Raw genomic sequence first — 26444 nt, 5'->3', positions numbered from 1 at the left:
CACGTTAGCAAGCCGGTGTGCCGAGGATCACGGCACTTCTGGAACAGGTTCTAGTTGCTGGATTTCGCCTCGACCTCGCGGTGGCCCGCTAGAAACTGTGTTTTATGCCCCGCCTGTGCCGGTGGCGCCGTCTCGGCAACACTTATTCGCCCAACGTTAACCTTGTTACTGTTAGCTTCTTGGCTGCGAGAGACGGCTGGTTGGCAGGCCGCAGCCATGGGCGGCGGCGTCAGTTATCCCTAGTGTTAGGAACTGAATTGAATTTCAACCGAATTGGCGCCGCGCTGAGTGTGATTGCCACCGGTGCGTTGGTGTTGTCGGGTTGCGGGAGTGACAACAACGCGTCCGGCGGCGGAAATGCGACCACCGGCTCGTCGGCGGGCAAGGTCAGCTGCGGGGGAAAGAAGACGCTGAAGGCCAGCGGGTCGACGGCACAGGCCAACGCAATGACCCGCTTCGTCAAGGCATTCGAGCAGGCCTGCTCCGGCCAGACCCTGAACTACACGGCCAATGGCTCGGGTGCCGGGATCAGTGAATTCAACGGCAATCAAACGGATTTCGGTGGGTCGGACTCGCCGTTGGCGTCGAATGAATATGCAGCGGCCCAGCAGCGTTGCGGTTCCCCGGCATGGAATCTGCCGGTGGTGTTCGGCCCCATCGCGATCACCTACAACGTCAAGGGGCTGACGTCGCTCAACCTGGACGGGCCCACCGCGGCGAAGATCTTCAACGGCGCGATCACCACGTGGAACGACCCCGCGATCCAGGCGCTGAACGCGGGTGTCAGCCTGGCCGCGGAGCCCATCCACGTGGTGTTCCGCAACGACCAGTCCGGCACCACCGACAACTTCCAGCACTACCTCGATGCGGCCTCCAACGGCGCGTGGGGCAAGGGCGCCGGCAAGACCTTCAACGGCGGCGTCGGTGAGGGCGCCAAGGGCAATGACGGTACGTCGGCCGCCATCAAGGCCACCGAGGGATCGATCACCTACAACGAGTGGTCATTCGCGAAGGCCCAGAACCTGAACATGGCCAAGATCATCACCGTGGCCGGCCCCGACGCCGTCGCGATCAGCGCCGACTCGGTCGGCAAGACGATCTCCGGCGCCACCGTCAGCGGACAGGGCAACGACCTGGTGCTCGACACCAACTCGTTCTACAAGCCGACGCAGCCGGGCTCGTACCCAATTGTGTTGGCCACGTACGAGATCGTCTGCTCGAAGTACCCGGACGCCCAGGTCGGGACGGCCGTCAAGGCGTTCCTGCAGAGCACAATCGGCGCGGGTCAGGACGGCTTGGCGGACAACGGGTACATTCCCATCCCCGATTCGTTCAAGTCGCGCCTGTCGACGTCGGTCAACGCGATCACGTGATCTGAGGTGGTCTTGACCCGAGGAACCCTGACCAGCCCGTCGAGCACGAAGCGATCCGGGCTCAAGGCGGTGCTTGCGCGCGCATCGGGGCGCGGCGACAAGCTGTTCAAGTTCCTCGCCGCCGCTGCCGGTTCGACCATCATCGTCGCGATCCTGCTCATCGCGGTGTTCCTGCTGATCCGAGCCGTTCCGTCGTTGCGGGCCAACCACGCCAACTTCTTCACCAGCGCCGAGTTCAACACCACCAGTGCAACGAAGCTGGCGTTCGGTATTCGCGACCTGTTCATGGTGACGGTGCTGAGTTCGCTGAGCGCCTTGCTGCTGGCGGTTCCGATCGCAGTCGGGATCGCGATATTTCTCACCCAATATGCGCCAAAACGGCTCGCCCGCCCGTTTGCCGCGATGGTGGACCTGCTGGCCGCGGTGCCCTCGATCATCTTCGGGCTGTGGGGAATCTTCGTGCTGGCCCCCAGGATCGAGCCGGTCGCAGAATTCCTGAACCGGAATCTCGGCTGGTTCTTCTTGTTCAAGAAGGGCAACGTGTCGCTGGCCGGCGGCGGCACGATCTTCACCGCCGCGATCGTGCTCTCGGTGATGATCCTGCCGATCATCACGTCGGTGTCGCGTGAGGTCTTCCGACAGACCCCCCACATGCAGATGGAGGCCGCCCAGGCGCTGGGTGCCACCAAGTGGGAGGTGATACGGATGACCGTGCTGCCGTTCGGACGCAGCGGGGTGATCGCGGCTTCGATGCTCGGGCTGGGTCGTGCGCTGGGCGAGACCGTGGCGGTGCTGATCATCTTGCGGTCGGCCGCCCGCGCCGGCAGTTGGTCGCTGTTCGATGGCGGCTACACCTTTGCCTCGAAGATCGCGTCGGCGGCCTCCGAGTTCAGCGAACCGCTGCCCACGGGGGCTTACATCTCGGCGGGCTTCGCCCTGTTCGTCCTGACGTTTGTCGTCAACGCGCTGGCCCGTGCGATCGCGGGCGGAAAGGTCAACGCGTGATGTCCGCTGGCGACGCGGCGGGGAACCGTGAGAAGGAGCGGCGCCGGTGACCGTTGACACGCTCGATCGGCCCGTCAAGGCGGGGGCTTTCAGCCCCGTCAGCATCCAGCGGCGGATCAAGAACAACGTCGCGACCATGTTTTTCCTCGGGTCTTTCCTGGTGGCCCTGGTCCCGCTGGTGTGGGTGCTCTCGGTGGTGCTCGTCCGCGGGTGGTGCGGCGTCACCCGGTCGGGTTGGTGGACGCATTCGCTAAGGGGAGTCCTGCCCGAGCAGTTCGCCGGCGGCGTGTATCACGCGCTGTATGGGACGGTGCTCCAGGCGGGCGTGGCCGCCCTGCTCTCGGTGCCGCTGGGACTGATGACGGCGGTATTCCTGGTGGAATACGGCTCGGGTCGGCTCGTGCGCGTGACCACCTTCATGGTCGACGTGCTCGCTGGCGTGCCCTCGATCGTCGCGGCGCTGTTCATCTTCAGTCTCTGGATCGCGACGATGGGATTCCAGCAGAGCTCGTTCGCGGTCTCGTTGGCGCTGGTCTTGCTGATGTTGCCGGTGGTGGTGCGCTCGACCGAGGAGATGCTCAGGCTGGTCCCCGACGACTTGCGGGAGGCGAGCTACGCCCTGGGCGTATCGAAATGGAAGACGATCGTGCGGATCGTCTTCCCCATCGCGATGCCCGGCATCGTCTCCGGAATCTTGCTGGCGGTCGCCCGAGTGATCGGCGAGACCGCTCCAGTACTCGTTCTGGTCGGCTACAGCCGCTCGATCAACACGGACATCTTCCACGGCAACATGGCCTCACTGCCGCTGCTGATCTACACCGAACTGACCAATCCCGAGCACGCGGGCTACCTGCGGATTTGGGGCGCGGCGCTGACCTTGATCATCCTCGTCGCGGTGATCAACCTGACCGCCGCTCTTTTCCGGGTGGTCTCCAACCGCCGGCGCTGAGCGGCTCAGTCAGGATCTTGCGGTCGCTTTCGACGGGGCCTTCTTGGCCGGCGCTTTCTTTGCCGCGGTCGTCTTCTTCGCGGGCGCCTTCTTCGCCGGAGCCTTCTTGGCGGTCGTCTTCTTCGCGGGGGCCTTCTTCGCCGGTGCCTCGCCGTCGCCGGAGCGAGCCCGCACGCTGGCCTCCAACTTGGCCAGCAGGTCCGAGATGTCCTCGGTCTCGTCGAGTTCCTTCGGTTGTTCTTCGTTGCTGAACGCTTCGCCGCCCTCGAGTTTGGCCTCGATGAGCTCTTGCAACTGCTCCTGATAGGTGTCGTGGTAGCGGTCCGGGTTGAACTCTTCGGCCATCGACTCGACCACCTGTCCGGCCATCTTCAGCTCGGCGGGCTTGATCTCGACCTCTTTGTCCAGCACGGGGAAGTCGGGGTCGCGGATCTCGTCGGGCCACAACAGGGTGTGCACCATCATCACGTCGCGCTTGCCGAAGTCCTTGACCCGCAACGCGGCCAGTCGGGTTTTGTTGCGCAGCGTGAAGTGCACGATCGCCACGCGGTCGGTCTCGGCGAGCGTCTTTGCCAGCAGCACATAAGATTTCGACGACTTGGAGTCGGGCTCGAGAAAGTAACTGCGATCGAACAGCATCGGGTCGACCTCGCTGGCCGGCACGAACTCCAGCACCTCGATCTCGCGGCTGCGCTCCTCGGGCAAGGTCGAGATGTCGTCGTCGGTGATGATCACCATCTGGCCGTCGTCGGATTCGAAGGCCCGGGCGATGTCGCGGTATTCGACGACCTCTCCGTCGACTTCGCAGATTCGCTGGTAGCGGATGCGTCCGTTGTCCTTGGCGTGCACTTGATGGAACTTGATGTCGTGGTCCTGGGTAGCGCTGTACACCTTGACCGGGACATTGACCAACCCGAACGCGATCGAACCCTTCCAGATGGAGCGCATGTAAGTCAGTATGCCCGCAGTGCCGCTGGCAAAACAGCATGACAGGTCTGTGAGCTGGGGCCGCGCGGTATCCGGGCAGATGGTGACGGCCGGGTCGTCCCGCGTGCCGGCCGTCACGGGCGCGCTCGGCAACCACCAAGCGTGCCGTCGGGTCGGCGGTGAAACTACGCGGATCTGCCTGGGAGGGATGCGGATTGGGCCCGCAGAGTGGCTCGTTCGGGCAGATCGGCGCCCGCGCGCGCGACGGTCACAGCGGACACCAGCCCCGCCGCCTCCAACGCCGCCGTCAACTCGTCGAGCCGGATCCGGGCCAGCGCGGGCCGGCGGTCGCCGCCCAACAGGCCCATGTCCCACAACGCGTCGAGCAGACCGACCATGAACGCGTCGCCGGCGCCGATGGTGTCGACCACCCCGACCGGACGGGCGGCCACCTGCACCTCGCCCGCTGCGCAAAATGCGCGCGAACCGCGTTCGCCCATGGTCACGGCGACGATGGCAGGCCCCGACGCCAACCACGCTCGCGCTGTTTGCTCCGGCTCGTGATCGGGGTCGATCCAGCGCAGGTCCTCATCGCTGACCTTGACGACGTCGCTGCCCTCGACGAGGCGCAAGATGCGTTCGCGCGCCAGATTCTCGTCGGCGATCAGCGACGGGCGCACGTTGGGGTCCAGAGTCACCGTGGCCGACGTCCGATAGCTGTCGAGCAGCGCCGCGACCGCGACGCATCCGGGCTCGAGCACGGCGGCGATGGATCCGGTGTGTACGAATAGTGGCGTCGAAACGTCGGGTGTTCCCCCAAGCTGCCAATCGAGATCGAAGACGTAGGTGGCGGATCCGTCGCCGCCGATGGTTGCCGTTGCGGTCGGCGTGCGGGCGGCGGTCATGCTTCCCGGAACGAGTTGTGCGCCAGAGGCTTTGACGTAGTCCGCGATGCGCCGGCCGGCAGCGTCGTCACCGATGTGGGTCAGAAAGTCGACGCCGCGGCCGAGCCGCCCGAGCCCGACGGCGATGTTGAGCGGGCTGCCGCCGACGTATTCGTCGCCCTCGACGATGTCGATCAGTGACTCACCGATCACGAGCCCGCGCGTCATCGCACCAAAGCCTCCAGCGTCGCCCGGGCACCCTTGTGGTGCAACGATTCCAGTGCCCAGCGGTATGCCTCGACGAACCGTGGCTGGTGGGCCAGATCGCAGAACACCGCGGTGACCTCGATGAAGGCGGTGGGATGCTGGTGTTGCGACCGGGCGATCGGGATGAGCGAATCCGCGAGCTGATCCACCACCTCGTACGGGTTGCCCCATTCGTCGATGCCCTCGGCGTAGCGGGCCCAACTGGCCACCGCGGCGGCCGCCAACTGCACCGGCCCGTCGTTGGCCAGGTTGTCGCAGATGACGGGATACAGCCATTTGGGGATGCGGTCCGAGGAGTAGGCGCAAAGCCGGGCGACGGTATCGCGCACCGCCGGGTTGGCGAACCGTTCGACCAGCGTGCGGCCGTAGTCGTGCAGGTCTATCCCCGGCACCGGCGGCAGCGTGGGGATGGCCTCGGTGTCGAAGTAGGCCAGCAAGAATTCGGCGAAGAGCGGATCGCGCGCCGCCTCGTGGACGAACCGGAAGCCACACAGATGGGCGAAGTAGGCCAGGCACTGGTGTCCCGCGTTGAGCAGCCGCAGCTTCATCAGCTCGTACGGCCGTACGTCGTCGACGAGCAGCACCCCCGCCCGCTCCAGCGGCGGCCGCCCGTCGGCGAAGTCGTCTTCGATCACCCATGCGCTGAACGGTTCCGCCACCACAGGCCACCGGTCGTCGACGCCGAAGTCGCGCCGCACTTCCGCGGCCATCTCCAAAGTCGTTGCCGGCGTGATGCGGTCGACCATCGAACTGGGAAACCGGGCGTGCTCCGCCACCCATGTGGCCAACTCGGGATCTCTGCGTTCGGCGCTGGCGAGCACCGTACGCCTGGCGACCTCACCGTTGTTCTCGATGTTGTCGCAGGAAACGATTGTCGGCGCGGGGATTCCTCTATCGCGCCGCCGCGCGAGCGCCTCGGTGATCAAACTGAACGCCGGTCCCTCAGGATCGCGGTACCCGCCTTCGGTGATGGTCAGCGACACGATCCGGGTGGACGCCGCGGTGAGCACCTCCACCGCCGACTCCGGATCGTCCGGGGCATAACGGTAGTCGACGATCGAGCCGATCACCTGTGCGTCCCGGGTGCCGTTGGGATTCTCCAGGATCAGCGTGTACAGGCCGTCCTGCCCGTCGAGAACGTCGCGCATGGTCCAGTCGGCGGGCATCACCCCCACGCCGCAGATGCCCCAGTCGCGTGCCAGCCCCTGCTGCAGCAGCAGGTTGATGTACGCAGCCTGATGCGCCCGGTGGAAGTGACCGGCGCCGATATGCGCAATGCCGACGGTGACGCTGGCTCTGTCGTAGTTCGGCGCCTCGATCGGCAGTTGGGAAAGCGACGCGTTGTTCAGACTGATTGCGCTGGCCATCCTTGGCCACCTCCTCCCCCGGGTCACGCCCGGATTACTGCTGCCCTCGCCGGTGCCCTACGCGAGCGGGGATCCTCCGGCCGGCACGCCCGACGAAAGTAGGACGTCCGCAAGGGCACGCCAGGAATCGGTTATCGCGATCGCGCCGGCATCGATCAAATCCGCTCGGCGGCAATCGCGTTCGTCGGGCAGCACGAACATCAGGTTACCCACGGTGGCGTAACCCGCTGCGACCGCGGACCTCACCCCGGCCACGGAATCTTCGATCGCCAGCCCCTGTTCCGCCGCAACGCCCATCACCTGGCCACAGTGCAGATATACCGCAGGGTCGGGCTTGCTCGTGGGCGTCGGAAGCGAATCCTCCGCGCTGAAGGTCACTGTTTCGCCGATGAGAGAGTCGATGTCGGTCGCGGCGAAGCATGCACGCAGGCGCTTGGTGGCGCTGGAGCTGACGGCCGCCAGCGCGTAGTGCGGCGCGAGGTCTTGTAGCGGTTCCAGCACCTGCGGATCGGGTGTCAGCGTGAGCGCAAGATGAGCGGTGACGCGTTCGCGTTCTTCGCGCACCCACTGCTCGAGCTCATCGGCTGACAGCGCGTTCCCCTTCGACACGTCACCGGCTGAGGCGACCACCGCTGCGGGAAGGCCGTCGGCCAATGTCTGATCGAGCGGTAGTTGGCACTGGACCGCCAGGTCTAGAGCCATGGCGCGGAAGTTTTTCCCGACGGCCCGCTTACGCAACTCCTCCGAGTCGAGCGGAGCGGTCACGCCGAACCGGGCCAGGAAACGATTCATCACCCCCGTCGACGCGTCGAACGCCGGCCCTTCCGAGGGGAACAGGTTGTCGTCGGCGTCGCACAGCAGGGTCGTGATCGGCGCCGGGTCGAATGTGCGCACAAAGGTCAGCCCATAGTGTTCATCGCTCATCGTGACACCAGCTCCCGTTCGTCGTTGCGCATCGCGCCACGCAGCGTGGGCACCACGCCGCGCGTGTCGATATCCCTGATCATGTCGCCGAGGCGCTCCGCAAACCCGGGAACCGTGCGTAGCTCGGCGAACATCGCGTGTCGTAGCAGCGGATCAGGTCTGTTGCCTGCCATGTTGGCCAACCTGCCCACCGGTATGGCCTGCGAGTCCTCCAGGCGGAGCTCGCGCCCCTGGAGGTCGTGGCCGCGCATGTACCGGGCCCAGCCGGCAACGGCCAACATGAGCAGCGTATGCGGCCTACCCTGGGCGACCGCATCCTGCAGGGAGGGCAGCACAAACGACGTTATCTTGCTCGTTCCCCGCCTGGCCAGACGCGACAACTGATCGCTCATCTGAGGATTGCCGAGCCGATCGAGCAAACTGGCCCGGTATTGGGGCGTGTTCATCCCGGGGACCGCGGGCAGCAGTGGCTGAATTTCGTCGCGCAGAAGCTTCTCGACGTAGCCGAACACCACGCGGTCCCGCATTGCTTCGTCGGTGCGCCGGTAACCGGCCAATATGGCCAAACACGCGAGCGCGATATGGGATCCGTTGAGAAGACGCGTCTTGATCAGCTTGTGGTCGGTGACATCGGCGACGAATTCGGCACCGACCTCCTCGAGCGGCGGCCGGCCGTCGCTGAACGAATCCTCGATCACCCATTGACGATACGGCTCGGTCACGATGGGACATCTGTCGGCGACGCCGAACACCTGCTCGACGAATTCGCGTTCGGAATCCGTCGTTTGCGGGGTGATGCGATCGACCATGGTCGACGGGAACGCGACATGCCTGTCGATCCAGCGGGCAAGGCCGGGGTCCTTCAGGGCGGCGAACGACACCAGCGCCGTTCTCGCCGGCCGGGAGTCGCCGGGGATGTTGTCGCAGCAGAGCACCGTGAACGGGGCGACGCCCGCGCGGCGGCGCCGGTCGAGAGCGTCGGCGAGATATCCCCACGCTGTGGCATAGCCGTCGGACGTGACGAGGTCGGCGCGCACGTCGGGGTGATTGGCGTCGAACTCGTCGGTTACCGGATCGAGGAAGTATCCGTTGCCGGTGATGGTCAGGCTGACGATACGGGTTTGCGGGTCCGCGAGGGCGGCGCGCACCGCTGCGCCGTCATTCGGTGCGTAATGCACCGAGCCGATCGAGCCGACCACGCGGGCGGTCTGCCGATCGTGACCGCGTTGTACGACGGTGTAAAGCCCGTCCTGCGCCGACAGCAGCTCTTTGGCGGTCGGGGAGTGGAGGCTGACGCCGGCAACCCCCCAACGATCCGAAATTCCGGCGCGTGCAAGGTCATCGAAGTAAACGGCCTGATGTGCGCGGTGGAAATTGCCCGCGCCGATGTGAACGACACCACGCTGGAGGGCCGACCTCTCGTAGGTGGGTACGGCGATTCGCCGGGAGTGCAGTCGAAGGGTGGCATTGCTGAGGGGGACGCCACATTCTGGACGCCTGGACAATATGCGCATCCGTCTTCGCTTCCCGGGCTGTCGGCGCGTCTAACCCCTTCGTGGTTGACGTCACAAAAATTTACGTTTGAGACATAATCACTGGTGGGAACCGATATGCCCTGCTCAAACGCGTAAGTTGAGAACATGGCACCGCGGGTGAAGCTGACCAACGCCGACAAGGTGCTGTACCCCGCCACGGGAACAACCAAAGGCGACGTTTTCGACTACTACACCCGCATCGCCGAGGCGATGATCCCGCACATCGCCGGGCGCGCGGCGACGCGCAAACGGTGGCCCAACGGCGTCGAGCAGGACGCCTTCTTCGAAAAACAGCTGGCCTCGTCGGCGCCGGACTGGTTGCCGCGGGCCAGCGTGACCCACCGCTCCGGAACCACGACGTACCCGATCATCGACACCCCCGAGGCGCTGGCGTGGATCGCGCAGCAGGCCGCGCTCGAGCTGCATGTGCCGCAGTGGCGGTTTGTCCGCGAGTGGACCCGCAGCCGCGCCGAGGAGCTCAAGCCCGGGCCCGCGACCCGGCTGGTGTTCGACCTGGACCCGGGGGAAGGCGTCACCATGCCCCAGCTGTGCGAGGTCGCGCACGCCGTCCGCGAGCTCATCATCGGCATGGGGCTGACCACCTACCCGCTCACCAGCGGCAGCAAAGGTCTGCACTTGTACACCCCACTGGTGGAGCCGGTGAGCAGCAGCGGCGCCACGGTGCTGGCCAAACGCATTGCCCAGCAACTCGAGAAGTCGATGCCGAAGCTGGTGACGTCGACGATGACCAAGAGCTTGCGCGCGGGAAAGATCTTCTTGGACTGGAGCCAGAACAACGGCTCGAAGACCACCATCGCGCCGTACTCGCTGCGCGGTCGCGAGCACCCGACGGTCGCGGCGCCCCGCACCTGGGAGGAACTGGAGGACCCGACGCTGCGGCAGCTGCGCTACGACGAGGTCCTCGAAAGGGTCGGACGCGACGGTGACCTGCTGGCGCCGCTGGACCCGGACGCTCCGGTGCCCGACCGGCTGAGCAAATACCGCAGCATGCGCGATGCGTCGAAGACGCCCGAACCGGTACCGGCAACGAGACCCGATGCTGGGCGCGGCAATTCGTTTGTCATCCAGGAGCATCACGCCCGCCGGTTGCACTACGACTTCCGGCTGGAGCGAGACGGCGTGTTGGTTTCCTGGGCGGTGCCGAAGAACCTGCCCGATACCACGTCGGTAAACCACCTCGCGGTGCACACCGAAGACCATCCGCTGGAGTACGGCTCGTTCGAGGGGGTGATCCCCAAGGGCGAATACGGCGCCGGGAAGGTGATCATCTGGGACTCGGGCACCTACGACGCCGAGAAGTTCCAGGATGACGAGGTCATCGTCACGCTGCACGGGCGCAAGATCTCCGGGCGTTATGCGCTGATTCAAACCAACGGCAACCAATGGCTCGCGCACCGGATGAAGGACCAGAACGTCTTCGACTTCGAAGAGATCAAACCCATGCTGGCCACGCACGGTTCGGTGTCGACGCTGAAGGCGGGCCAGTGGGCCTTCGAGGGCAAGTGGGACGGTTATCGGCTCCTGGTCGAAATCGATCACGGCGCGCTGCGGCTGCGGTCGCGCCGAGGGCGTGACGTGACCAAGGAATACCCCCAGTTCGACTCCTTGGCAGCCGATCTCGCCGATCATCACGTGGTGCTCGACGGCGAGGCCGTCGTCCTGGACGCGTCCGGTGTGCCAAGCTTCCACGCGATGCAGAATCGCGGCCGCGGCAGCCATGTCGAGTTCTGGGCGTACGACCTGCTGTACCTGGACGGCCGGTCGCTGCTGCGGGCGAAGTACACAGACCGGCGAAAGTTGTTGGAAACGATCGCTATTGGAACCAATCTCATTGTTCCTGAGCTACTGCCCGGTGACGGCGCGCAAGCGCTGGCACACTCGAGCGAGCACGGCTGGGAGGGGGTGGTGGCCAAGCGGCGCGACTCCACCTATCAACCGGGCCGGCGCTCCGCATCGTGGATCAAGGACAAGCACTGGAGGACACAGGAAGTCGTGATCGGCGGCTGGAAGGCTGGCGAAGGGGGCCGCACCAGCGGCATCGGCTCGCTCGTGCTGGGAATCCCCGACGATGGCGGGCTGCGCTTCGCCGGACGGGTGGGAACCGGCTTCACGGAACGTGACCTGGCGACCCTCAAGAAGACGCTCGCGCCGCTGCACACCGACCGATCGCCGTTCAGCCCGCCGCTACCCAGGGCCGAGGCCAGGGGCGTCACCTACGTCGAGCCGACCCTGGTCGGGGAGGTCCGCTACAGCGAGTGGACGCCGGATGGCCGTTTGCGCCAATCGAGTTGGCGCGGGCTGCGGCCGGATAAGGAGCCGAACGAGGTGGTGCGGGAGTGAAATGGGTTTCCTATCAGAGCGATAGCGGTGAGCGCACCGGGGTGCTCTCCGGTGACACCATCTACGCCATGCCTGTGGGCGTGACGCTGCTCGACCTGATCGGCCGCGGCGCGGACGGGTTGCGCGGGGCCGGCGAGGAGGCGCTGCGTGCCCCGGCGGCGACGGCGCCACTGGACGCGGTGACGTTGCTGGCGCCGATCCCGCGCCCGCCGTCGATTCGGGACTCCCTGTGTTTCCTGGACCACATGCGCAATTGCCAAGCTGCTTTAGGCGCCGGAAGGACGCTCGCCGACGCCTGGTACCGCGTCCCCGCGTTCTACTTCGCCTGCCCGACGACGGTTCTGGGACCCTACGACGATGCGCCGACGGCTCCCGGGAGCGCCTGGCAGGACTTCGAATTGGAAGTCGCGGCCATCATCGGTGTCACCGCCGAAGACTTGACGGTCGAGGAGGCGGAACGGGCCATCATCGGGTACACCATCTTCAACGACTGGTCCGCGCGTGACCTCCAGCAGCTGGAGAGCCAACTGGCGATCGGGCAGGGCAAGGGTAAGGACAGCGGGGTGACGCTGGGCCCCTACCTGGTGACGCCCGACGAGCTGGAGCCATACCGCCGCGACGGCATCCTCGACCTGAGTGTCACGGCCCTGGTCAACGACACCGTGATCGGTTCGGGATCGACCGCCCAAATGGATTGGAGTTTCAGCGAAGTCATCTCGTACGTCTCACGCGGAGTGACCCTGACGCCGGGCGACGTCATCGGTTCCGGAACGGTGCCCACCTGCACCCTCGTCGAGCACCTCAACCCCACGGCGCTGCAGTCGTTCCCCGGCTGGCTGCACGACGGCGACGTCGTGACGCTGCGGGTTCAGGGGCTCGGGGAGACCCGGCAAGCCGTGCGCGCCAGCGGTGCGCCGCACCCGTTGTCAGCTCGACCGAACCCGGATGCCGCGCCGCGGCCGGTGCGCGTGAACCGCGCCCCCGCGCGGGTCCCCTACACCCGCGGGTTGCACGAGGTGGCCGACCGGATCTGGGCGTGGACGCTGCCGGACGGGGGCTACGGCTGGAGCAACGCCGGTCTGGTCGCCGGTGCTGGGGCGTCCCTGCTCGTCGACACCCTGTTCGACCTGGCGTTGACCCGCGAAATGCTCACCGCGATGCGGCCCATCACCTCCTTGGCGCCGATCACCGACGCCCTCATCACGCACTCCAACGGCGACCACACGCACGGCAACCAATTGCTCGACGCCTCGGTGCGCATCATCGCCGCGTCGGGCACCGCTGACGAGATCGCGCACGGCATGGCGCCCGAGATGCTGGCGATGGCGCAGACCGCCAACCTTGGGCCGATCGCAACTCCGTACGCGCGAGACCGCTTCGGGCACTTCGACTTCAGCGGCATCATCGTGCGCAACGCGGATCAGACGTTCGACCGCGACCTGATTATCGAGGTGGGCGGGCGGCGAATCGAATTGCTCAACCTCGGTCCGGCGCACACCGCCGCGGATTCGGTGGTGCACATCCCCGACGCCGGCGTGCTATTCGGCGGCGACCTGCTGTTCATCGGGTGCACCCCGATCGTGTGGGCCGGCCCGATCGCCAACTGGATCGCGGCGTGCGACGCGATGATCGCACTGGACGCCCCGATTGTCGTGCCCGGCCATGGCCCCGTCAGCGATCCGGACGGAATTCGCGCTGTGCGTGCCTATCTCGCGCACGTGTCCGAACAGGCCGAGGCCGCCTATCGACGGGGGCTCTCGTGGTCCGAGGCCGCCGACACCATCGACCTCGGTGAATACGCATCCTCGCTGGATGCGGAGCGCGTCGTCGTCAATGTCTACCAGCGCTATCGCGAACTCGACCCGACGACCCCGCAACTCGACGTCATTGCCCTGCTGGTGATGCAGGCCGAGTGGCTGGCCAAGCGGTCCTGAGATCGCATCACGCCGAACGTGGGCCCCACGCACCGCTACCGCAGCGGATCCCTACCTAGGCCGCACGCTCGGCGTCTCAGATCCGGATGGCGCGCACGAAGCTGATCGTCGTCGAGGGGACCTGGTGCTCGGCGTCACCCAGCTCGGGCAGTCCGGCGGCGGTGAAAAGATCGGTCAACTGATATTTCGTTGTCTCCCAACCGTTCGCGAGCAGATGGGCGGCGACATCGGTGTGCTCGCCCGGGTAGGTCAGGTTGGTGAGGTCCATCTCGAGACCATGGCGTCGCCACCCTTCGGTCAGGAGCCGCGATTGTTCCTGGGCCTCGGGCGAAGTCCCTGTCACTGTTCCGTAGTCGGCGGCGAATCGGCTGCCCTCGGCGGACAGCGGGATGATCGAATCCAGCAACCGAACCTCGGCCTCGGGCGGGAGCCACCCGATGAGCACACCCTCGGCGAGCCACGCCGTGGGGTGGGCCGGATCGAAACCCGCGTCCTGGAGGGCCGCCGGCCAGTCCTCCCGCAGATCGATGCCGACCGCACGGAGTTGGGCGGTGGGGGCAGCGCCGATCTCCGACAGCGTCGCCGTCTTGAACGCGATCACCTCAGGCTGATCGATTTCGTACACCGTCGTGTCGGCCGGCCACGGCAGCCGGTAGGCGCGGGCGTCGAGCCCGGACGCCACGATCACGACCTGCCGTAGGCCCGCCAGGCCGGCCGCGGCGAGATAGTCGTCGAAAAAGCGGGCGCGGGCCGCGAATGTGTCGACCATTCGCGGAAACCCGATGCCCCCCTCCATGTCCGTCGAGTCGAGCTCGCCGGTCGCCAACCTGGTGAACGCGTCCAGCCCGACGGCACGGACCAAAGGCTCGGCGTAATCATCGGTGACGACGGGCTGCGGCCGCTTGCTCGCGGCCGCGCGTGCCGCGGCGACCATTGTGGCGGTGGCCCCCACGCTGTTGGCCAGGTCCCATGTGTCTTCCTCGGTTCGTACCATGGGTGCTCCTTCGCTGTCGATTCGACCGAATCCACCGTAGGCCGTCTTCCTGAACGCTACGTCACCTCTGGTCACCTCAGCCGGTCTAACTGCCTGACGTTATCCAGGAATCCTTGATTGCGGGAGTGGCTACGCCGCGACGTGGCCGAGTGGCGGCGAAGAGTGCTCGTGATCCCGATCTGATCAGCCAGAGCGCCATACCGAGAGCCGGGCTGACGGGATGCACAGATCGACCGATGTTGCTTCGTGCCGTATCGGCAAGCAGTCAAGATGTGCCTGCCAACTATGGGGTCGGCGCGTTGTTGTTCGGGTCGACTCGGGTTGGCCCGTCTGTCCGGGAACTCACCGCCGCGATGACGAACATCGCCGCCGTAGCAAGGGCCGCGAGCGCAACCGAACCGAAGTTCGAAAGCAGATCAGAGGCACAACCGACGGCTCCACCTGCGGCAAAGCCGACAAGAACGAGAACATAGACCCCGGTGGGTCGAAGGTGGTTCTCACCGTCGTCATACCAGCGCACCATCGCCGCGCGCCCGAGGTAGCTGAACACGGCCTGGACAACGAATGTGACGGCGACGTTGCCGTAGAGCATGCCGCTGTCCCGGTGGAAAGCGTTGCCCTGCACACCGGCTACGAAACTCAAAAGCCATGCGACAAGACAGGCCTCCGGTGCCGCCCAGGCCGACCATGCGATGACGCCAGCGAGAACAGCCGTTTCGAATCCCAGGATCCATGGCGAGTAGGTCCGTCCAAACCGTGCAGCGCCGGCCACTACGGTCGCGCAAAGGAAAGACCCCGCACCGAAAGCCGCGATTGACAGCAGAGCGCGCACCAAGGCAGGCAGGTCGCCGTTGACGAGGTCATAACCTGCCGAGACGACATTCCCCGACTGGACCGTCGCGAAGCTACGGGTATGCGCGATTGTCCACGAGTTCATCAATCCGGCGACACTCGAGAGGGCAAGTGCCATCAGTGGTCGTTCCATCAATGGAAATCCACGATGGCGTGCCGCGGCGGAGATGAATGTCTGGCCCATTGCCACCTTTCGACGAGACATCGGCGGCGGGCACCCGCCGAACCGAGGACGAGCCTGTCAACCGATCGATGCGGGCGCCCCTGGCTTCCGTTCCGAGGTGAAGCTCATCTCGCTCAACCATCCGGCAGTTACCGACTGAAGTATCGAGTCAATCGACTTGACCTGCCGGGACGAGTGATGCTGAATCACCAGTGGTCCGCATACAGCCCGAAGGCCTGCTCGCCGGATGAGCTCAGCATCTGTAGTGAAAATGCCCTACGCATTCCAGCATTACCGCAGAGCTCGCAGCGTTACCCGCGAAAAGCGCAAAATGTGTCGGGTCCCTGTGCGACCCTCGGTCCGGAAGCATGGCAATACGGTCAGCGCGATTATCACGAATGTCCTTATTCGCCATTGCATTCGGACGTAGGAGGTAGGCGACATATCGTCGTCGCCGGCATCAGGATTTGTCACGTTGGAGGCACGTCACTGCTGGACTGGCTCGAGACATGGCCGGCTGGTGATCAGACGGTTCCGTCAGACACGTCGCCAGTGCGCCGGCCGTGTATCGGCCGACAACCATAGTCATCGCGGGCAGTTTCCATCATCCGGCCGACGGCGTACGCGTCAGGACGCTGAAACGGTAGCCGTATCTATTGGTATAGGCATCGCCGACGGGGCGCCGAGGACGCCCCGCCGCTGCTCCATGCAGGATGGCGTTGGGCGATGCATCTGCGGGTCTATCCGTAGCGACGGTGAGTTGTGGAACGCCCTCTTCCGCAGCGGCGCTTAGAGGTGTTGCCTCCGCGGTCGGCATAGGCCAAGTCGACGGAACCGATAGCTTCCCTACCTCGCCGGCTCGGCCAAACACCGCGCTCACGGGTCCAGTGGCATTGCCGCTTAGGCTGCCTGGCTGTGGGTCTTCATATTCTGGCGTCTCATACCACGCACCGTCTCCACCAGCAGTTGTTCCGTGGCCGAATGTGAGCTGCTGGCCGATGTTGTAACCGACGTTTCCCATGCCCAGAGCGAGCGACGCTCCCAATGTCGGTCTTGTCGCCAGGAAACCCTTTATGTCCGCCTCAATCGTTTGCTCCAGACCCAAAGACGAGGCTGCCGAGAACGATAGTTGGTGCAACGTCGACACTCTCGCGGTGGCCGATACCAACTCTGACGAGGTGGTAGCTGCTATCTGCCCGCTGAAGCCGCGTGGCGTGGATGTGGCCTCCGTGACCGCACCGATCTGGTTGGCCACTCCGGATGATGTACTGATGTTGGGCGGCAAGGACAACCGGGGCAACTTCGTGGCCAACGCCGATGCGACGGCGTAAGCGAACATGGCTGCAGCATCTTGCGCCCACATCTCCATGTACTGGGTTTGGGCTACCGCGATCGCTGGAGTGTTCTGACCGAAAAAATTTGTCGCGGTGAGGGTCAACGAGAGTGACCGGTTGGCCGCAATCACGGGTGGGGGCACCGTCATCGCCCAAGCGGCCTCAAAGGCGGTTGCGGCGTCACGAGCCCGGTTCGCGGTCTCTTCGGTCTGGGCGGCGGCCGCAGCAAGCCAACAGACGTACGGTGCGACAGCTGAGATCATCGACGCCGACGAGGAACCCAGCCATGGCGCACTTGTGAGCTCCGAAATCACCGTCCTGTAGCCGCCCACCGCTGTGCCCAATTCCGCCGCGACTTCGTCCCATGCGGTCGCGGCATTCCTCATCGATCCCGAGCCTGGCCCTGCATACATGCGACCCGAGTTGATTTCGGGCGGCAGCACACCGAAGTCCAACACGGTGTTCTCCCCAGTCAGCCGCGATCGTAGTCGCGACCTCGGGCAGCACCCGCTCCGATGGCAGCTGTGGCCGCGACGCGTTCCGCAGCCGCGACCCCGCCGCTTCGTCGGCACCTGAAAGTCACTGGCATTTTCGGGGCCTCCAGCATTGGTGCGTTCGAACGCCCATCGACGTTCGTTTCTCGCCCGTGATGTCTTGCTCCGCCGAGGTAGTCGGCCAAATCGGTAACATTCACGGTTACTCCCTCCGTGTGGTGTCGAACGTTTTGCGATCCGCTGAGTGCGTCGTCATCGCCCAATAAGCAAGGCGCACAGGTATGTTCGTGATCCCGGGGAGACCTGGAGGCGGCCATGGTTCGTGAGATTTCGACTGTGAGAAACTCGGCTGCCGTCATGACTCTGCGGCGAGCTCATGTGGCTCCTTTGCCTGCGGCATAGGTCTTCGTTCCCTGCGATCGATGGCTGATCTGTGCCAGCACACCACGCTGACGACGTCGCGGTCCTGAGTCAGATGACTCTTTCGTCAATCGATCGTGGGTCGAGCTGGATAGCCCGAAACGTAATGGCTCGCGCTGCGTATGCGATGTGACGCTTGGACGAACCTGTGCGAAGCGTGCGTATCACGTCGCCGGGGCGTCAGCGGACAGTCCTGTCGTCTGTAGCGGCGACAGCTTTACTTCTGGGCGCAACGTCCAGTCGGCGTGCCACCGGGCTTTCGCTACGGAAAGGTCAAATGACTCGTGACCTCACATGGTAATGGTGGTTTGCTGTGGCGTGCTTGGTGAACTGCTCGCCGTTGACGCGTCCGCGCCGGCAGGCGGGCGGCATGGTAATGCGCGCGGCTCCGATTCGCGTGGGTATGACAAGGATGACAGCGGGCCCGGTGAATCTGTTGAATGAAACGTATACGGCTACGGCCACACAGATGCCAAGCCCTTCGGTCAGCGAGGTGTGCCTCTATGGGACGGCAAGATGGGACTACGATGTCGCTTAGGTGGAAAGACTTGGCAGACGCTGCGCGGGTAACTCCTGGCTCGCAAGTGGAATTGGCGCGGGACTACGACCCGGGACGACGCGAACCCGACCTTGCAAAAGACGCGGGAGAAGCGGCTTTGGCCCAAGCAAAAGCGCTGTTTGAGCAATTGCAGGATCGTTTCTTCGCGCAGGCCGACCGTGCGCTGCTCGTCGTCTTGCAAGCTATCGACGCCGCCGGCAAAGACGGAACGATTAAACATGTGATGAGTGGGCTCAATCCCGAAGGCGTGGACGTGTATAGCTTCAAGGCGCCGACGGCGGCCGAATTAGCACACGATTACTTGTGGCGCCACCAGCGAGTCCTACCAGAACGGGGCCGGATCGCTGTCTTCAATCGATCGCACTACGAGAACGTGTTGGTCACCAGGGTGCATCCGGAGCTGTTGAATCCGCCAGTACCCTCCGATGAGTTGGAGGCGCTGTGGCAGAAGCGGTTTCGGGAGATCAATAGTTGGGAACGGTACTTGTGCGAGACTGGTACCGTCATCGTGAAATTGTTCCTCAACGTGTCCAAGAGCGAACAGAAGCGGCGGTTTCTGGAACGCCTGAACAACCCGGAGAAGAACTGGAAGTTCTCCGTCGACGATCTCAAGGAGAGAGCGTTCTGGGATCAGTATCAGCACGCATTCGCGGACATGCTCTCCCATACCAGCACTGATTGGGCACCGTGGTATGTAGTACCCGCCGACCACAAGTGGTTCAGTCATCTCACCACTTCCGCTGTCCTGCTCGACACTTTGAGCTCGCTGGGCCCCCGTTATCCCGAACTCGCACCCGCCGCGAAAGAGGCTTTGCTGCAAGCTAAGTCGGACTTGCTTGACGAACAAGGATAGGTCCGCGTCACCCTAGAACCGGAGAACGAGATTGCGGCTATAGGCAACCAACCCGCCGGACCTTGTTGTCGCATCATCGGCATGGGGCGCGCGACTACGGCTACTAGGCAGGCCTACCGGGTCGGCCCCCGCTTGGAGGCTCGATCCGGGCGTTGTGCATCGCGATCCGGATCGCGACGTCCGGACGAGCGAGGAGCCACGTAGTTCAGAATGCTGGTGTATGCGCCTGCCTTCCCGGTGGCGCTTGCGGGCCGGCCCGGGCGCCGCAGCGGCCCGGCGGTTCCTAGAGTTTCGCGATCACGTGTTCGGCGAACATCTCCAGGTTGCGGATCTTCGTTTCCAGCGGCTCGGTGTCGGGTCCCTTGATATACGGGATGCGGAAGCCGACGATGACGTCCGTGACGCCTTTGTCCTCGAGCCGCTTGATGCCATCCAGGGTGTAGGCGTCGGCCGAGATGACGTGGATCTCGAACGGACCCGTCTTGCCCTCTTCTTCGCGGTACTGCTTGAGCTTGGCGATGAGCCCGTCGAGCTCCGCCGGGTCGCCGCCACCGTGCATCCAGCCGTCGGCACGAGCGGCGCGCCGCAGCGCCGCGTCGGCGTGGCCGCCGATGAGGATCGGGATCGGCTCGGTGGGGGCCGGCGTCATCTTGGTCTTGGGGATGTCGTAGAACTCGCCGTGGAACTCGAAGTACTCGCCGCTGGTGAGGCCGCGCAAGATCTCGATGCATTCGTCCATGCGCTTGCCGCGCTTGGCGAAGGGCACACCCAACAGCTCGTAGTCCTCGGGCCACGGGCTGGTACCCACTCCCAGCCCCAGCCGGTTGCCGATCAGCGCGGCCAGCGAACTGGCCTGCTTGGCCACCAGCGCCGGCGGCCTGATGGGCAGTTTGAGGACGAAGAAGTTGAACCGCAGGTTCGACGTCACCGCGCCCAGTGCCGCTGCGAGCACAAAGGTTTCGATGAACGGCTTGCCGTCCAGGAACTCCCGGTTGCCGTCGGGGGTGTACGGATATTTCGAGTCCGATTCGAACGGGTAGGCGATGCTGTCGGCCAACGTCATCGCGTGGTAACCGGCCGCCTCGGCCGCCTTGGCCAGCGGGATGTAGTACGAGAAGTCGGTCATCGCCTCCGCGTAGGTAAACCGCACGTTATCCGCCCTTCCTGTAACCGCCGTCACACGACATTAGAACGTGTTCTACTTTGGCGTGCACTCGGGTCCGGCACAAGGCGCAACCGCGGTCGGGCGGCGTAGCGGTCGACGGGTGCGGCTAGAGCTGGTTCTCGGGCCCGATGACCGCCCACACCGTCTTGCCCGACGAGGTGGGGGTGCTACCCCAAGCGCGGGACAGCGCGTCGACGATCGCCAGGCCCGACACGTCGATGCCGCTCGTCGGCGACGACAGGCGCACCGCGGGAGCGGTGTTGTCGTCGGACACCGCGATGGTGGCCGTCGCGCCGTCGGTCTCGACCCGCATCAGCGGGACGCTGCCGGTGTGTTCCAGGACGTTCTCCACAAACACGTTCACGACCACCAACGCCACCGGGATGAGCTTGGACTGCGACCAGTCGGTGAGCCACTCGCGGACCAGGCGGCGCGAGTCGCGGAGGCTGCTCAGGTCGGCCGGCAGTTGGGCATCGGCATGCCGGACCGTGCGGCTCGTGAGTTTGGCGAGCGCCTTTGTCGCCGCCTTCTCCGTCGAATACACCGGCATGAAGCAGACGACTTCGCTTTGGCTGATCGCCTCGCGGGTGGCACGGTTGGCGCACACCAGCACGATCGGGACGTCGGGGTGGGGGAGCTGCCAACGGGCGGCCAGGAAGGCCGTCCAAGCCGCTTCGGCCGGGACCTTGAGCCCGGAGATGTTGACCATGACCGCCGATGGCTTTTCGATGGTCGCCTTGACGATGCTGTCGCGCAGGGCGGCGGAATTGGCGGTATTGAGGACGCCCTCGACGGTGAGGACGGCGACCGACTCGTCCGTCCGGCTGGCCACGGCAAGGGAGCTGGGCGACTCGGCTACGGCGCTCACGTCAAAGACCCCTCTCGCTCAGGGCTTCATCTTCGCTGACCGTAACCCGGAAGGCGGTGATCTGCGAGCGCGCGTGTCCTGGTCGCGACGGTCCCACCTGGATTCCCTGCCGCGTGAAAGACGGATGGCGCGATGCCAGGCGCGTCGGCTCGACGGTGTCGTGCGACTCCATGTCGTGCTCCCTCTAGTCCCCCCGGCCACCTGATCAAGGAACCGCCCCCCTTGGCGGCAAGGGGCTGCTATGGAATCGAGCGGCACCGGCGCCGCCAGAGTTCCAAGCCCTGTGCGATCCGCCGTGGCGGCGGTGCGACACCGCCGTGAGAATGCCGACAAACCCCGCGCCCCGTCCCCACCGGTCCGCAGCGCCCGTCCCTGCCGCATCTGACCTGCCGGCCGACACCCCGCAGCGCGCGCATCCGTCGGGACTACCCATTTCCGGGAGGTCGTCAAACTATGGGAACCATGCAAGATCAATGCGCGCCGATTGGGGAGGCTCGCCAAGGTCAGCCGGCGGCGTACGGGGGAGTGCCGATCCCCGCGACCGAGTGCGTGCCCCATGGTGTCTTCTCGACGATGCGGGCGGAAGCGTCGCGCCCGCCCACTCTCAGCGTCACCGTTCGCGACTGCCGTAACGCCTGATCGGGTAGTGGCTGCGTAGGCAATGCGGAAACCGTTCCCTGCCAATGGTATTGGCCATCGATGGGATCGAGGCGACCGGTGAGCCGCGCGCGCACCGGATGGTAAACCCCCGCTACGGTCAGTGTGGCCTCGCCATCGTAGGTGACACGGTCGTCGCTTCTTTCGGAGTTCAGGTCGAACGCCTTAAAGGCCGCGGCCGCCGGACACAGGCAGGCGCGCTCGTTGAACACCCGCTGACTGCTGCGCCGCACCTCGATCCGAGTGCCCGAGGTGCGTTGCAGGGCGCGCACGCACTCGGCGACATATCGGGCTTGCGCGCGGTGGTCGGGCCCGGCGAGGAAAAAGTAGTTCGGGAAACCGTGCACGGCGATCCCGAAATACGGCTCCATGCCGTCTTCCCACGCCCGCCCTATTGTCACGCCGCCCGCGCCGACCAGCGTCTCCTCGGCGACGCTAGCCGGGACCGCGAAGCCGGTGCCGTAAACAATGGCGTCGGCGCCGTGGTCGACGCCATCGCTGGTGCGAACGCCCGAGGCGGTGACGCGGGCGATTGGCGACAACGCGAGCCGGGGAGCCGGGCGTGCCGCTGCCGGCCGGAGGCGCCGGTGCAACCAGCGTCGCGCCCGGGTAGTCGCTGACGGCAGCTCGGGAACGATCCGGCGGGGTGCGTGTGCGAAAACCGTCACCGAGGCGGCCGATTGGGTCAGCTGGCTCATGTGATGACCCGCGGCGGAATCGGGGCCGACGACCGCGATGTGCTTGCCAGCCGGATCGAAGTCAGGGTCCCAGCGCGCCGCGTGGAACGAGATCCCACGAAAATCGCTGCGCCCGGGCAACTCCGGGATCCACGCGGTGAAGGGTGGTTGGTTTGCCGCGATCACGATGCGGCTCCGGACCGTCTCGCCGGCGGCAGTCCGCAATCGCCAGGTGTCGGTCGCGTCGTCGAACGCGCAGTCCCGCGCATCCGCGACGATCTGCACGTCCGTCACGCCGGCGGCCCGTAGCTCGGCGGCGGCGGCGTGAGCGGCCGCCCCCGCGCCGACGACGGTCACGTGCCGGCCGGCCTCTGGCGGGCTGGGCACGGGCGTCACAGAAACCTGCTGCGCTTCCACCCACGCCGCGCGATCGGGCCCAACAGGCCCACCTCGGTCAGGAAAGCCGCCAGGGGTGCGAACCCGGCCACCTGCATCTCGCGTCGATGCGGGCTGCTGCGCGCGATCGCTCGCGCCCGCTTGGCGTCCAGGCCGGTGCGCGCGTAGGGGATCGGATTGCTGAACAGGTAGTTGAAGAAGTAGCCGCCGAGCCCGTTGATGTTCGCCATGAACCACCGGTTCAACCGCGGCATCTCGGCGACCCGCTTGCGCGCGCCGTCGCGGGCGAACTGGATGTGGCGCGCCTCTTCGGTGACGTGAATCCGCATGAGCCGCTGGATGATTGGCTGCAGCTCCGGGTCGTCCATCATTTGCCGCTGCAGCGAGTCGAAGATCTCTTCGCCGATCAGGGCAGCCACCCAGAGCATGGAGCCCCGCTGGAAAGCCAGCGGCAGCGCGTTGATGATCATGCGGTGGAATCGCCGGGGGCGGACCGGCTTGGCGCCGATGCGCTCGATGGCCTTGCCGAACATCACCATGTGGCGGGTCTCGTCGCCGAGCTCGGTCAGCTTGTAATGCGTCGACCGGCTGGTCGGATCCTCGTGCAGGATGGTGCGCAGCAGCGACTGGTTGAGCATGTTCTCGAACCAGATCCCGGCCGACAGGGTGTTCACCAACTCCTGGCGTGACAGCTCGATCTGCTGTTCGCGGGTCATCTCGTCCCACATCGGGGTGCCGTACAACGACACCAGCCGCGGCGGCAGGTAGAACTTATCCGGGTCGAGCGGGGCGTCCCAGTCGATGTCGACCACCGGCTCGTAGGACTTCTTGACCGAACCTTTCAGCAGACGTTCGGAGAATTCCTCACGGCTGGGCCCACTCGCTTTCACCGCAGCGGTCATGCTGGTGTCCCTCCATCGGGTGCTCAGGCGGTACCCATGGTACCGGGTACTTAGGGGCCCCGACTAGGCCTTTGATATTTCGATTCGGCAATCTGGCTTCGAACCACGAGGAGGTTTCTTGGGCCGGCACATCCACGTCATCGGCATCGGTGCAGGCGATCCCGACTACCTGACCGTCCAGGCGATCGACGCGCTCAACGGCACCGAGGTGTTCTTCGCGATGGACAAGGGCGAGGCGAAAAGCGACTTGGTGGCGCTGCGGCGACAGATCTGCGCCCGGTTCATCCGCGAGCCCGGCTATCGCTTCGTCGAGCTACCCGACCCACAGCGGGCAGCTGACGCCGACTACCGCGGGGCCGTATCCGACTGGCACGCGGCGCGGGCTCGGGTGTGGGCGGAAGCCATCGGTACAGAGCTGGGCCCCGACGGCGTCGGCGCCTTCTTGGCGTGGGGCGACCCGTCGCTGTACGACAGCACGCTTCGCGTCCTCGATGCGGTGGGGGCCGAGGTGGATTTCACCTACGACGTCATCCCCGGGATCACCGCGGTGCAGGCGCTGACGGCGCGCCACCGCGTCCCGCTCAACGAGGTCGGCGAACCCGTGCTGATCACCACGGGGCGGCAGCTGCGCCGCCAGGGCCTGTCCGGGTCCGCCGTCGTGATGCTCGACGCCGACTGCTCCTTCCAGGCGTGCCCGGCCGACACCTCGATTTGGTGGGGCGCCTATCTGGGCACCGCGGACGAGCTGCTGGTGGCAGGCACTGTCGGTGAGGTGGGTGCGGAGATTGCGGCGCTGCGCGCCGAGGCACGGGCTCGGCACGGGTGGATCATGGACACCTATTTGCTCAGAGCGGCAGACTGAGTAGGTGCCCGAACTTCCCGAGGTCGAAGCGCTGGTCGACCACCTGCGGCGCCACGCCGTCGGACTGACGATCGGCCGCGTCGACGTGGCCGCCTTCTCCGTCCTCAAGACCTTCGACCCGCCGATCACCGCGCTGCACGGGCAAGCGGCGGTCGAGGCGCAACGGTGGGGCAAGTACCTGGGGCTGCGGGTCGGCGACCTGTGGCTGATCGCCCACCTGTCCCGCGCGGGATGGTTGCGCTGGTCCGACAAGCTGGCCGCGGCGCCGTTGCGGCCGGGCAAGGGCCCGATCGCGCTGCGTGTGCACCTGGGTACGCCCGGCGGGGCGCCCGGCTTCGACCTCACCGAGGCGGGGACGCAGAAGCGGCTGGCGGTGTGGCTGGTGAACGATCCCAAGCAGGTGCCGGGAATCGCCGCGCTGGGCCCCGACGCGCTGGAACTCGGGGTCGAGGAGCTGGCCGGGCTCCTGGCCGGCAACACCGGCCGGATCAAGACCGTGATCACCGACCAGAAGGTGATCGCCGGCATCGGAAACGCCTACAGCGACGAGATTCTCCACGTGGCCAAGATTTCGCCGTTCGCGACGGCGGGGAAGCTGACCGACGAGCAGCTCACCACCCTGCACGACGCGATGGTGTCCGTCCTGCGCGATGCGGTGAGCCGTTCGGTCGGTCAGGGGGCCGCCATGCTGAAAGGGGAGAAGCGATCCGGGCTGCGGGTGCACGCCCGCACCGGGATGCCGTGCCCCGTCTGCGGGGACACCGTGCGCGAGGTTTCGTTCGCGGACAAGTCTTTTCAGTACTGTCCGACATGCCAGACCGGCGGTAAGGTGCTGGCTGACCGGCGGATGTCGCGGCTGCTCAAGTAATCGCCTCGAGCGTCGACTCGTTGCGCCGAAAGCCCCGCTTTGAGCCCAACAACCCGACGTTGGCCGAGCACTGGATATGCTGCGCGGGTGACTCGCCAGAAGATTTTGATTACCGGTGCCAGTTCCGGCCTGGGTGCCGGTATGGCGCGCGCCTTCGCCGCCAAGGGCCGCGACCTGGCACTGTGCGCGCGGCGCACCGACCGGCTCGACGAGCTGAAAGCCGAACTGTCGCAACAGTATCCGGGCATCAAGATTGCCGTTGCGGCGCTGGACGTCAACGACCACGAGCAGGTGCCGAAAGTGTTCGCCGAACTCAGCGACGAACTCGGCGGCATCGACCGCGTCGTCGTCAACGCCGGCATCGGTAAAGGGGCCCGCCTGGGCTCGGGCAAGCTGTGGGCGAACAAGGCGACCATCGAAACCAATTTGGTAGCCGCGCTGGTCCAGATCGAGACCGCGCTGGAGATGTTCCACAAGAGCGGGGCGGGACACCTCGTCCTCATTTCCTCGGTGCTCGGAAACAAAGGGGTGCCGGGCGTCAAAGCCGCTTACGCCGCAAGCAAAGCGGGGCTGAGCTCGCTGGGCGAATCGCTGCGCGCCGAATACGTGAAGGGCCCCATCAAGGTTTCGGTGATGGAACCCGGCTATATCGAGTCCGAGATGACGGCCAAGTCGAGCAGCACGATGTTGATGGTGGACAACGCAACTGGCGTCAAGGCGCTCGTCGACGCGATCGAGCGGGAGCCGGGCCGCGCCGCCGTGCCGCGGTGGCCGTGGGCGCCGCTCGTGCAGGTGATGCAGGTGCTGCCGCCCCCGCTCGCCAAATGGTTCGCTTAAGGCGCTTCCGGGCCGAG

The 26444-nt window shown here is 65.6% G+C and carries 21 protein-coding genes and 1 pseudogene; 10 read left to right on the top strand and 12 right to left on the bottom strand.

Annotated features, from left to right (window positions below; all coding sequences use genetic code 11):
* Positions 1–257: 257 nt before the first annotated feature.
* Genes pstS through pstA form a run of 3 tightly spaced genes read left to right on the top strand, consistent with a single transcriptional unit; the run spans position 258 to position 3327 of the window.
* Complete coding sequence (gene pstS, locus G6N56_RS12235; protein WP_142280624.1) at positions 258–1373, top strand: phosphate ABC transporter substrate-binding protein PstS; 1116 nt, start codon at positions 258–260, stop codon at positions 1371–1373.
* A gap of 27 nt (positions 1374–1400) precedes the next feature.
* Positions 1401–2378, top strand: a complete 978-nt coding sequence (gene pstC / locus G6N56_RS12230; protein WP_408632700.1) for a phosphate ABC transporter permease subunit PstC — start codon at positions 1401–1403, stop codon at positions 2376–2378.
* 46 nt (positions 2379–2424) lie between these two features.
* The gene (gene pstA, locus G6N56_RS12225) at positions 2425–3327 is read left to right on the top strand and encodes a phosphate ABC transporter permease PstA (protein WP_085256033.1); all 903 of its coding nucleotides are present in this window, start codon (positions 2425–2427) and stop codon (positions 3325–3327) included.
* A 9-nt stretch (positions 3328–3336) separates the two neighbouring features.
* Here pstA and ku read toward each other — a convergent pair whose 3' ends face one another.
* From ku to G6N56_RS12200, 5 genes are all read right to left on the bottom strand, one after another.
* Positions 3337–4275 (bottom strand): non-homologous end joining protein Ku, encoded by a 939-nt coding sequence (ku, locus tag G6N56_RS12220; RefSeq protein WP_085256034.1) that lies wholly within the window; start codon positions 4273–4275, stop codon positions 3337–3339.
* 164 nt (positions 4276–4439) lie between these two features.
* Positions 4440–5366, bottom strand: coding sequence for a carbohydrate kinase family protein (locus G6N56_RS12215; RefSeq protein ID WP_085256035.1), 927 nt, complete (start codon positions 5364–5366; stop codon positions 4440–4442).
* On the bottom strand, positions 5363–6772 hold the full coding sequence (locus G6N56_RS12210; protein ID WP_085256036.1) for a mannitol dehydrogenase family protein: 1410 nt from the start codon (positions 6770–6772) through the stop codon (positions 5363–5365). The genes G6N56_RS12215 and G6N56_RS12210 overlap by 4 nt, the downstream gene beginning before the upstream one ends.
* Before the next feature lie 57 nt (positions 6773–6829).
* Entirely contained in the window at positions 6830–7696 is an 867-nt protein-coding gene (locus tag G6N56_RS12205) for an HAD family hydrolase (RefSeq protein WP_085256037.1), read from the bottom strand.
* Positions 7693–9210, bottom strand: coding sequence for a mannitol dehydrogenase family protein (locus G6N56_RS12200; protein WP_085256038.1), 1518 nt, complete (start codon positions 9208–9210; stop codon positions 7693–7695). Before G6N56_RS12200 ends, G6N56_RS12205 begins: the two co-directional genes overlap by 4 nt.
* A 126-nt stretch (positions 9211–9336) precedes the next feature.
* Between G6N56_RS12200 and G6N56_RS12195 the strand changes: the two genes are divergently transcribed.
* Both G6N56_RS12195 and G6N56_RS12190 read left to right on the top strand, forming a co-directional pair.
* Positions 9337–11592, top strand: a complete 2256-nt coding sequence (locus G6N56_RS12195; RefSeq protein ID WP_085256039.1) for an ATP-dependent DNA ligase — start codon at positions 9337–9339, stop codon at positions 11590–11592.
* Complete coding sequence (locus G6N56_RS12190; protein WP_085256040.1) at positions 11589–13526, top strand: fumarylacetoacetate hydrolase family protein; 1938 nt, start codon at positions 11589–11591, stop codon at positions 13524–13526. Before G6N56_RS12195 ends, G6N56_RS12190 begins: the two co-directional genes overlap by 4 nt.
* Positions 13527–13602: 76 nt before the next feature.
* Here G6N56_RS12190 and G6N56_RS12185 read toward each other — a convergent pair whose 3' ends face one another.
* From G6N56_RS12185 to G6N56_RS12175, 3 genes are all read right to left on the bottom strand, one after another.
* On the bottom strand, positions 13603–14520 hold the full coding sequence (locus G6N56_RS12185; RefSeq protein WP_085256041.1) for an SAM-dependent methyltransferase: 918 nt from the start codon (positions 14518–14520) through the stop codon (positions 13603–13605).
* A 283-nt stretch (positions 14521–14803) separates the two neighbouring features.
* On the bottom strand, positions 14804–15556 hold the full coding sequence (locus tag G6N56_RS12180) for a YoaK family protein (RefSeq protein WP_158090722.1): 753 nt from the start codon (positions 15554–15556) through the stop codon (positions 14804–14806).
* Between the two features lie 583 nt (positions 15557–16139).
* A complete protein-coding gene (locus G6N56_RS12175) occupies positions 16140–17327 on the bottom strand; it encodes a PPE family protein (RefSeq protein ID WP_085256043.1) in 1188 nt (395 codons plus the stop codon).
* Positions 17328–18331: 1004 nt separating this feature from the next.
* Here G6N56_RS12175 and G6N56_RS12170 point away from each other — a divergent pair.
* On the top strand, positions 18332–19195 hold the full coding sequence (locus tag G6N56_RS12170; protein WP_232069281.1) for a polyphosphate kinase 2 family protein: 864 nt from the start codon (positions 18332–18334) through the stop codon (positions 19193–19195).
* 283 nt (positions 19196–19478) lie between these two features.
* Here the strand turns inward: G6N56_RS12170 and G6N56_RS12165 are convergent, their stop codons facing one another.
* The 4 genes from G6N56_RS12165 to G6N56_RS12150 all read right to left on the bottom strand — a co-directional run bounded on the left by G6N56_RS12165 (position 19479) and on the right by G6N56_RS12150 (position 23860).
* Positions 19479–20345, bottom strand: coding sequence for an LLM class flavin-dependent oxidoreductase (locus G6N56_RS12165; protein ID WP_085256044.1), 867 nt, complete (start codon positions 20343–20345; stop codon positions 19479–19481).
* Positions 20346–20466: 121 nt separating this feature from the next.
* Positions 20467–21228 carry an STAS domain-containing protein gene (locus G6N56_RS12160; protein WP_085256045.1) on the bottom strand — a complete coding sequence of 254 codons (762 nt, stop codon included), beginning with the start codon at positions 21226–21228 and terminating at the stop codon, positions 20467–20469.
* Between the two features lie 503 nt (positions 21229–21731).
* The gene (locus tag G6N56_RS12155) at positions 21732–22712 is read right to left on the bottom strand and encodes a DUF4873 domain-containing protein (protein WP_232069334.1); all 981 of its coding nucleotides are present in this window, start codon (positions 22710–22712) and stop codon (positions 21732–21734) included.
* Between the two features lie 242 nt (positions 22713–22954).
* Entirely contained in the window at positions 22955–23860 is a 906-nt protein-coding gene (locus G6N56_RS12150; RefSeq protein ID WP_085256046.1) for an AurF N-oxygenase family protein, read from the bottom strand.
* A gap of 118 nt (positions 23861–23978) precedes the next feature.
* Between G6N56_RS12150 and cobF the strand changes: the two genes are divergently transcribed.
* The 4 genes and pseudogenes from cobF to G6N56_RS12135 all read left to right on the top strand — a co-directional run bounded on the left by cobF (position 23979) and on the right by G6N56_RS12135 (position 26427).
* On the top strand, positions 23979–24722 hold the full coding sequence (gene cobF, locus G6N56_RS12145) for a precorrin-6A synthase (deacetylating) (RefSeq protein WP_085256047.1): 744 nt from the start codon (positions 23979–23981) through the stop codon (positions 24720–24722).
* Between the two features lie 4 nt (positions 24723–24726).
* Positions 24727–24969, top strand: a pseudogene (locus G6N56_RS29065) (DNA-formamidopyrimidine glycosylase family protein); the annotation flags it as partial.
* Positions 24970–25122: 153 nt separating this feature from the next.
* Positions 25123–25590 carry a zinc finger domain-containing protein gene (locus G6N56_RS29060; RefSeq protein WP_232069333.1) on the top strand — a complete coding sequence of 156 codons (468 nt, stop codon included), beginning with the start codon at positions 25123–25125 and terminating at the stop codon, positions 25588–25590.
* A gap of 87 nt (positions 25591–25677) precedes the next feature.
* Positions 25678–26427, top strand: a complete 750-nt coding sequence (locus tag G6N56_RS12135; protein WP_085256049.1) for an SDR family oxidoreductase — start codon at positions 25678–25680, stop codon at positions 26425–26427.
* The last annotated feature ends 17 nt before the right edge of the window (positions 26428–26444 follow it).

It is taken from the genome of Mycobacterium saskatchewanense (assembly GCF_010729105.1).
GTDB classification, from domain to species: domain Bacteria; phylum Actinomycetota; class Actinomycetes; order Mycobacteriales; family Mycobacteriaceae; genus Mycobacterium; species Mycobacterium saskatchewanense.
Note: the sequence above shows the minus strand (reverse complement) of the source record. Positions and strands in the feature narration are given on the sequence as shown.

Coding starts and splice junctions, on each gene's coding strand:
- G6N56_RS12195 (WP_085256039.1), top strand. CDS start 9,337: ATGGCACCGCGGGTGAAGCTGACCAACGCCGACAAGGTGCTGTACCCC.
- ku (WP_085256034.1), bottom strand. CDS start 4,275: ATGCGCTCCATCTGGAAGGGTTCGATCGCGTTCGGGTTGGTCAATGTC.
- G6N56_RS12180 (WP_158090722.1), bottom strand. CDS start 15,556: ATGGGCCAGACATTCATCTCCGCCGCGGCACGCCATCGTGGATTTCCA.
- G6N56_RS12185 (WP_085256041.1), bottom strand. CDS start 14,520: ATGGTACGAACCGAGGAAGACACATGGGACCTGGCCAACAGCGTGGGG.
- G6N56_RS12210 (WP_085256036.1), bottom strand. CDS start 6,772: ATGGCCAGCGCAATCAGTCTGAACAACGCGTCGCTTTCCCAACTGCCG.
- G6N56_RS12215 (WP_085256035.1), bottom strand. CDS start 5,366: ATGACGCGCGGGCTCGTGATCGGTGAGTCACTGATCGACATCGTCGAG.
- G6N56_RS12200 (WP_085256038.1), bottom strand. CDS start 9,210: ATGCGCATATTGTCCAGGCGTCCAGAATGTGGCGTCCCCCTCAGCAAT.
- G6N56_RS12150 (WP_085256046.1), bottom strand. CDS start 23,860: ATGACCGCTGCGGTGAAAGCGAGTGGGCCCAGCCGTGAGGAATTCTCC.
- G6N56_RS12205 (WP_085256037.1), bottom strand. CDS start 7,696: ATGAGCGATGAACACTATGGGCTGACCTTTGTGCGCACATTCGACCCG.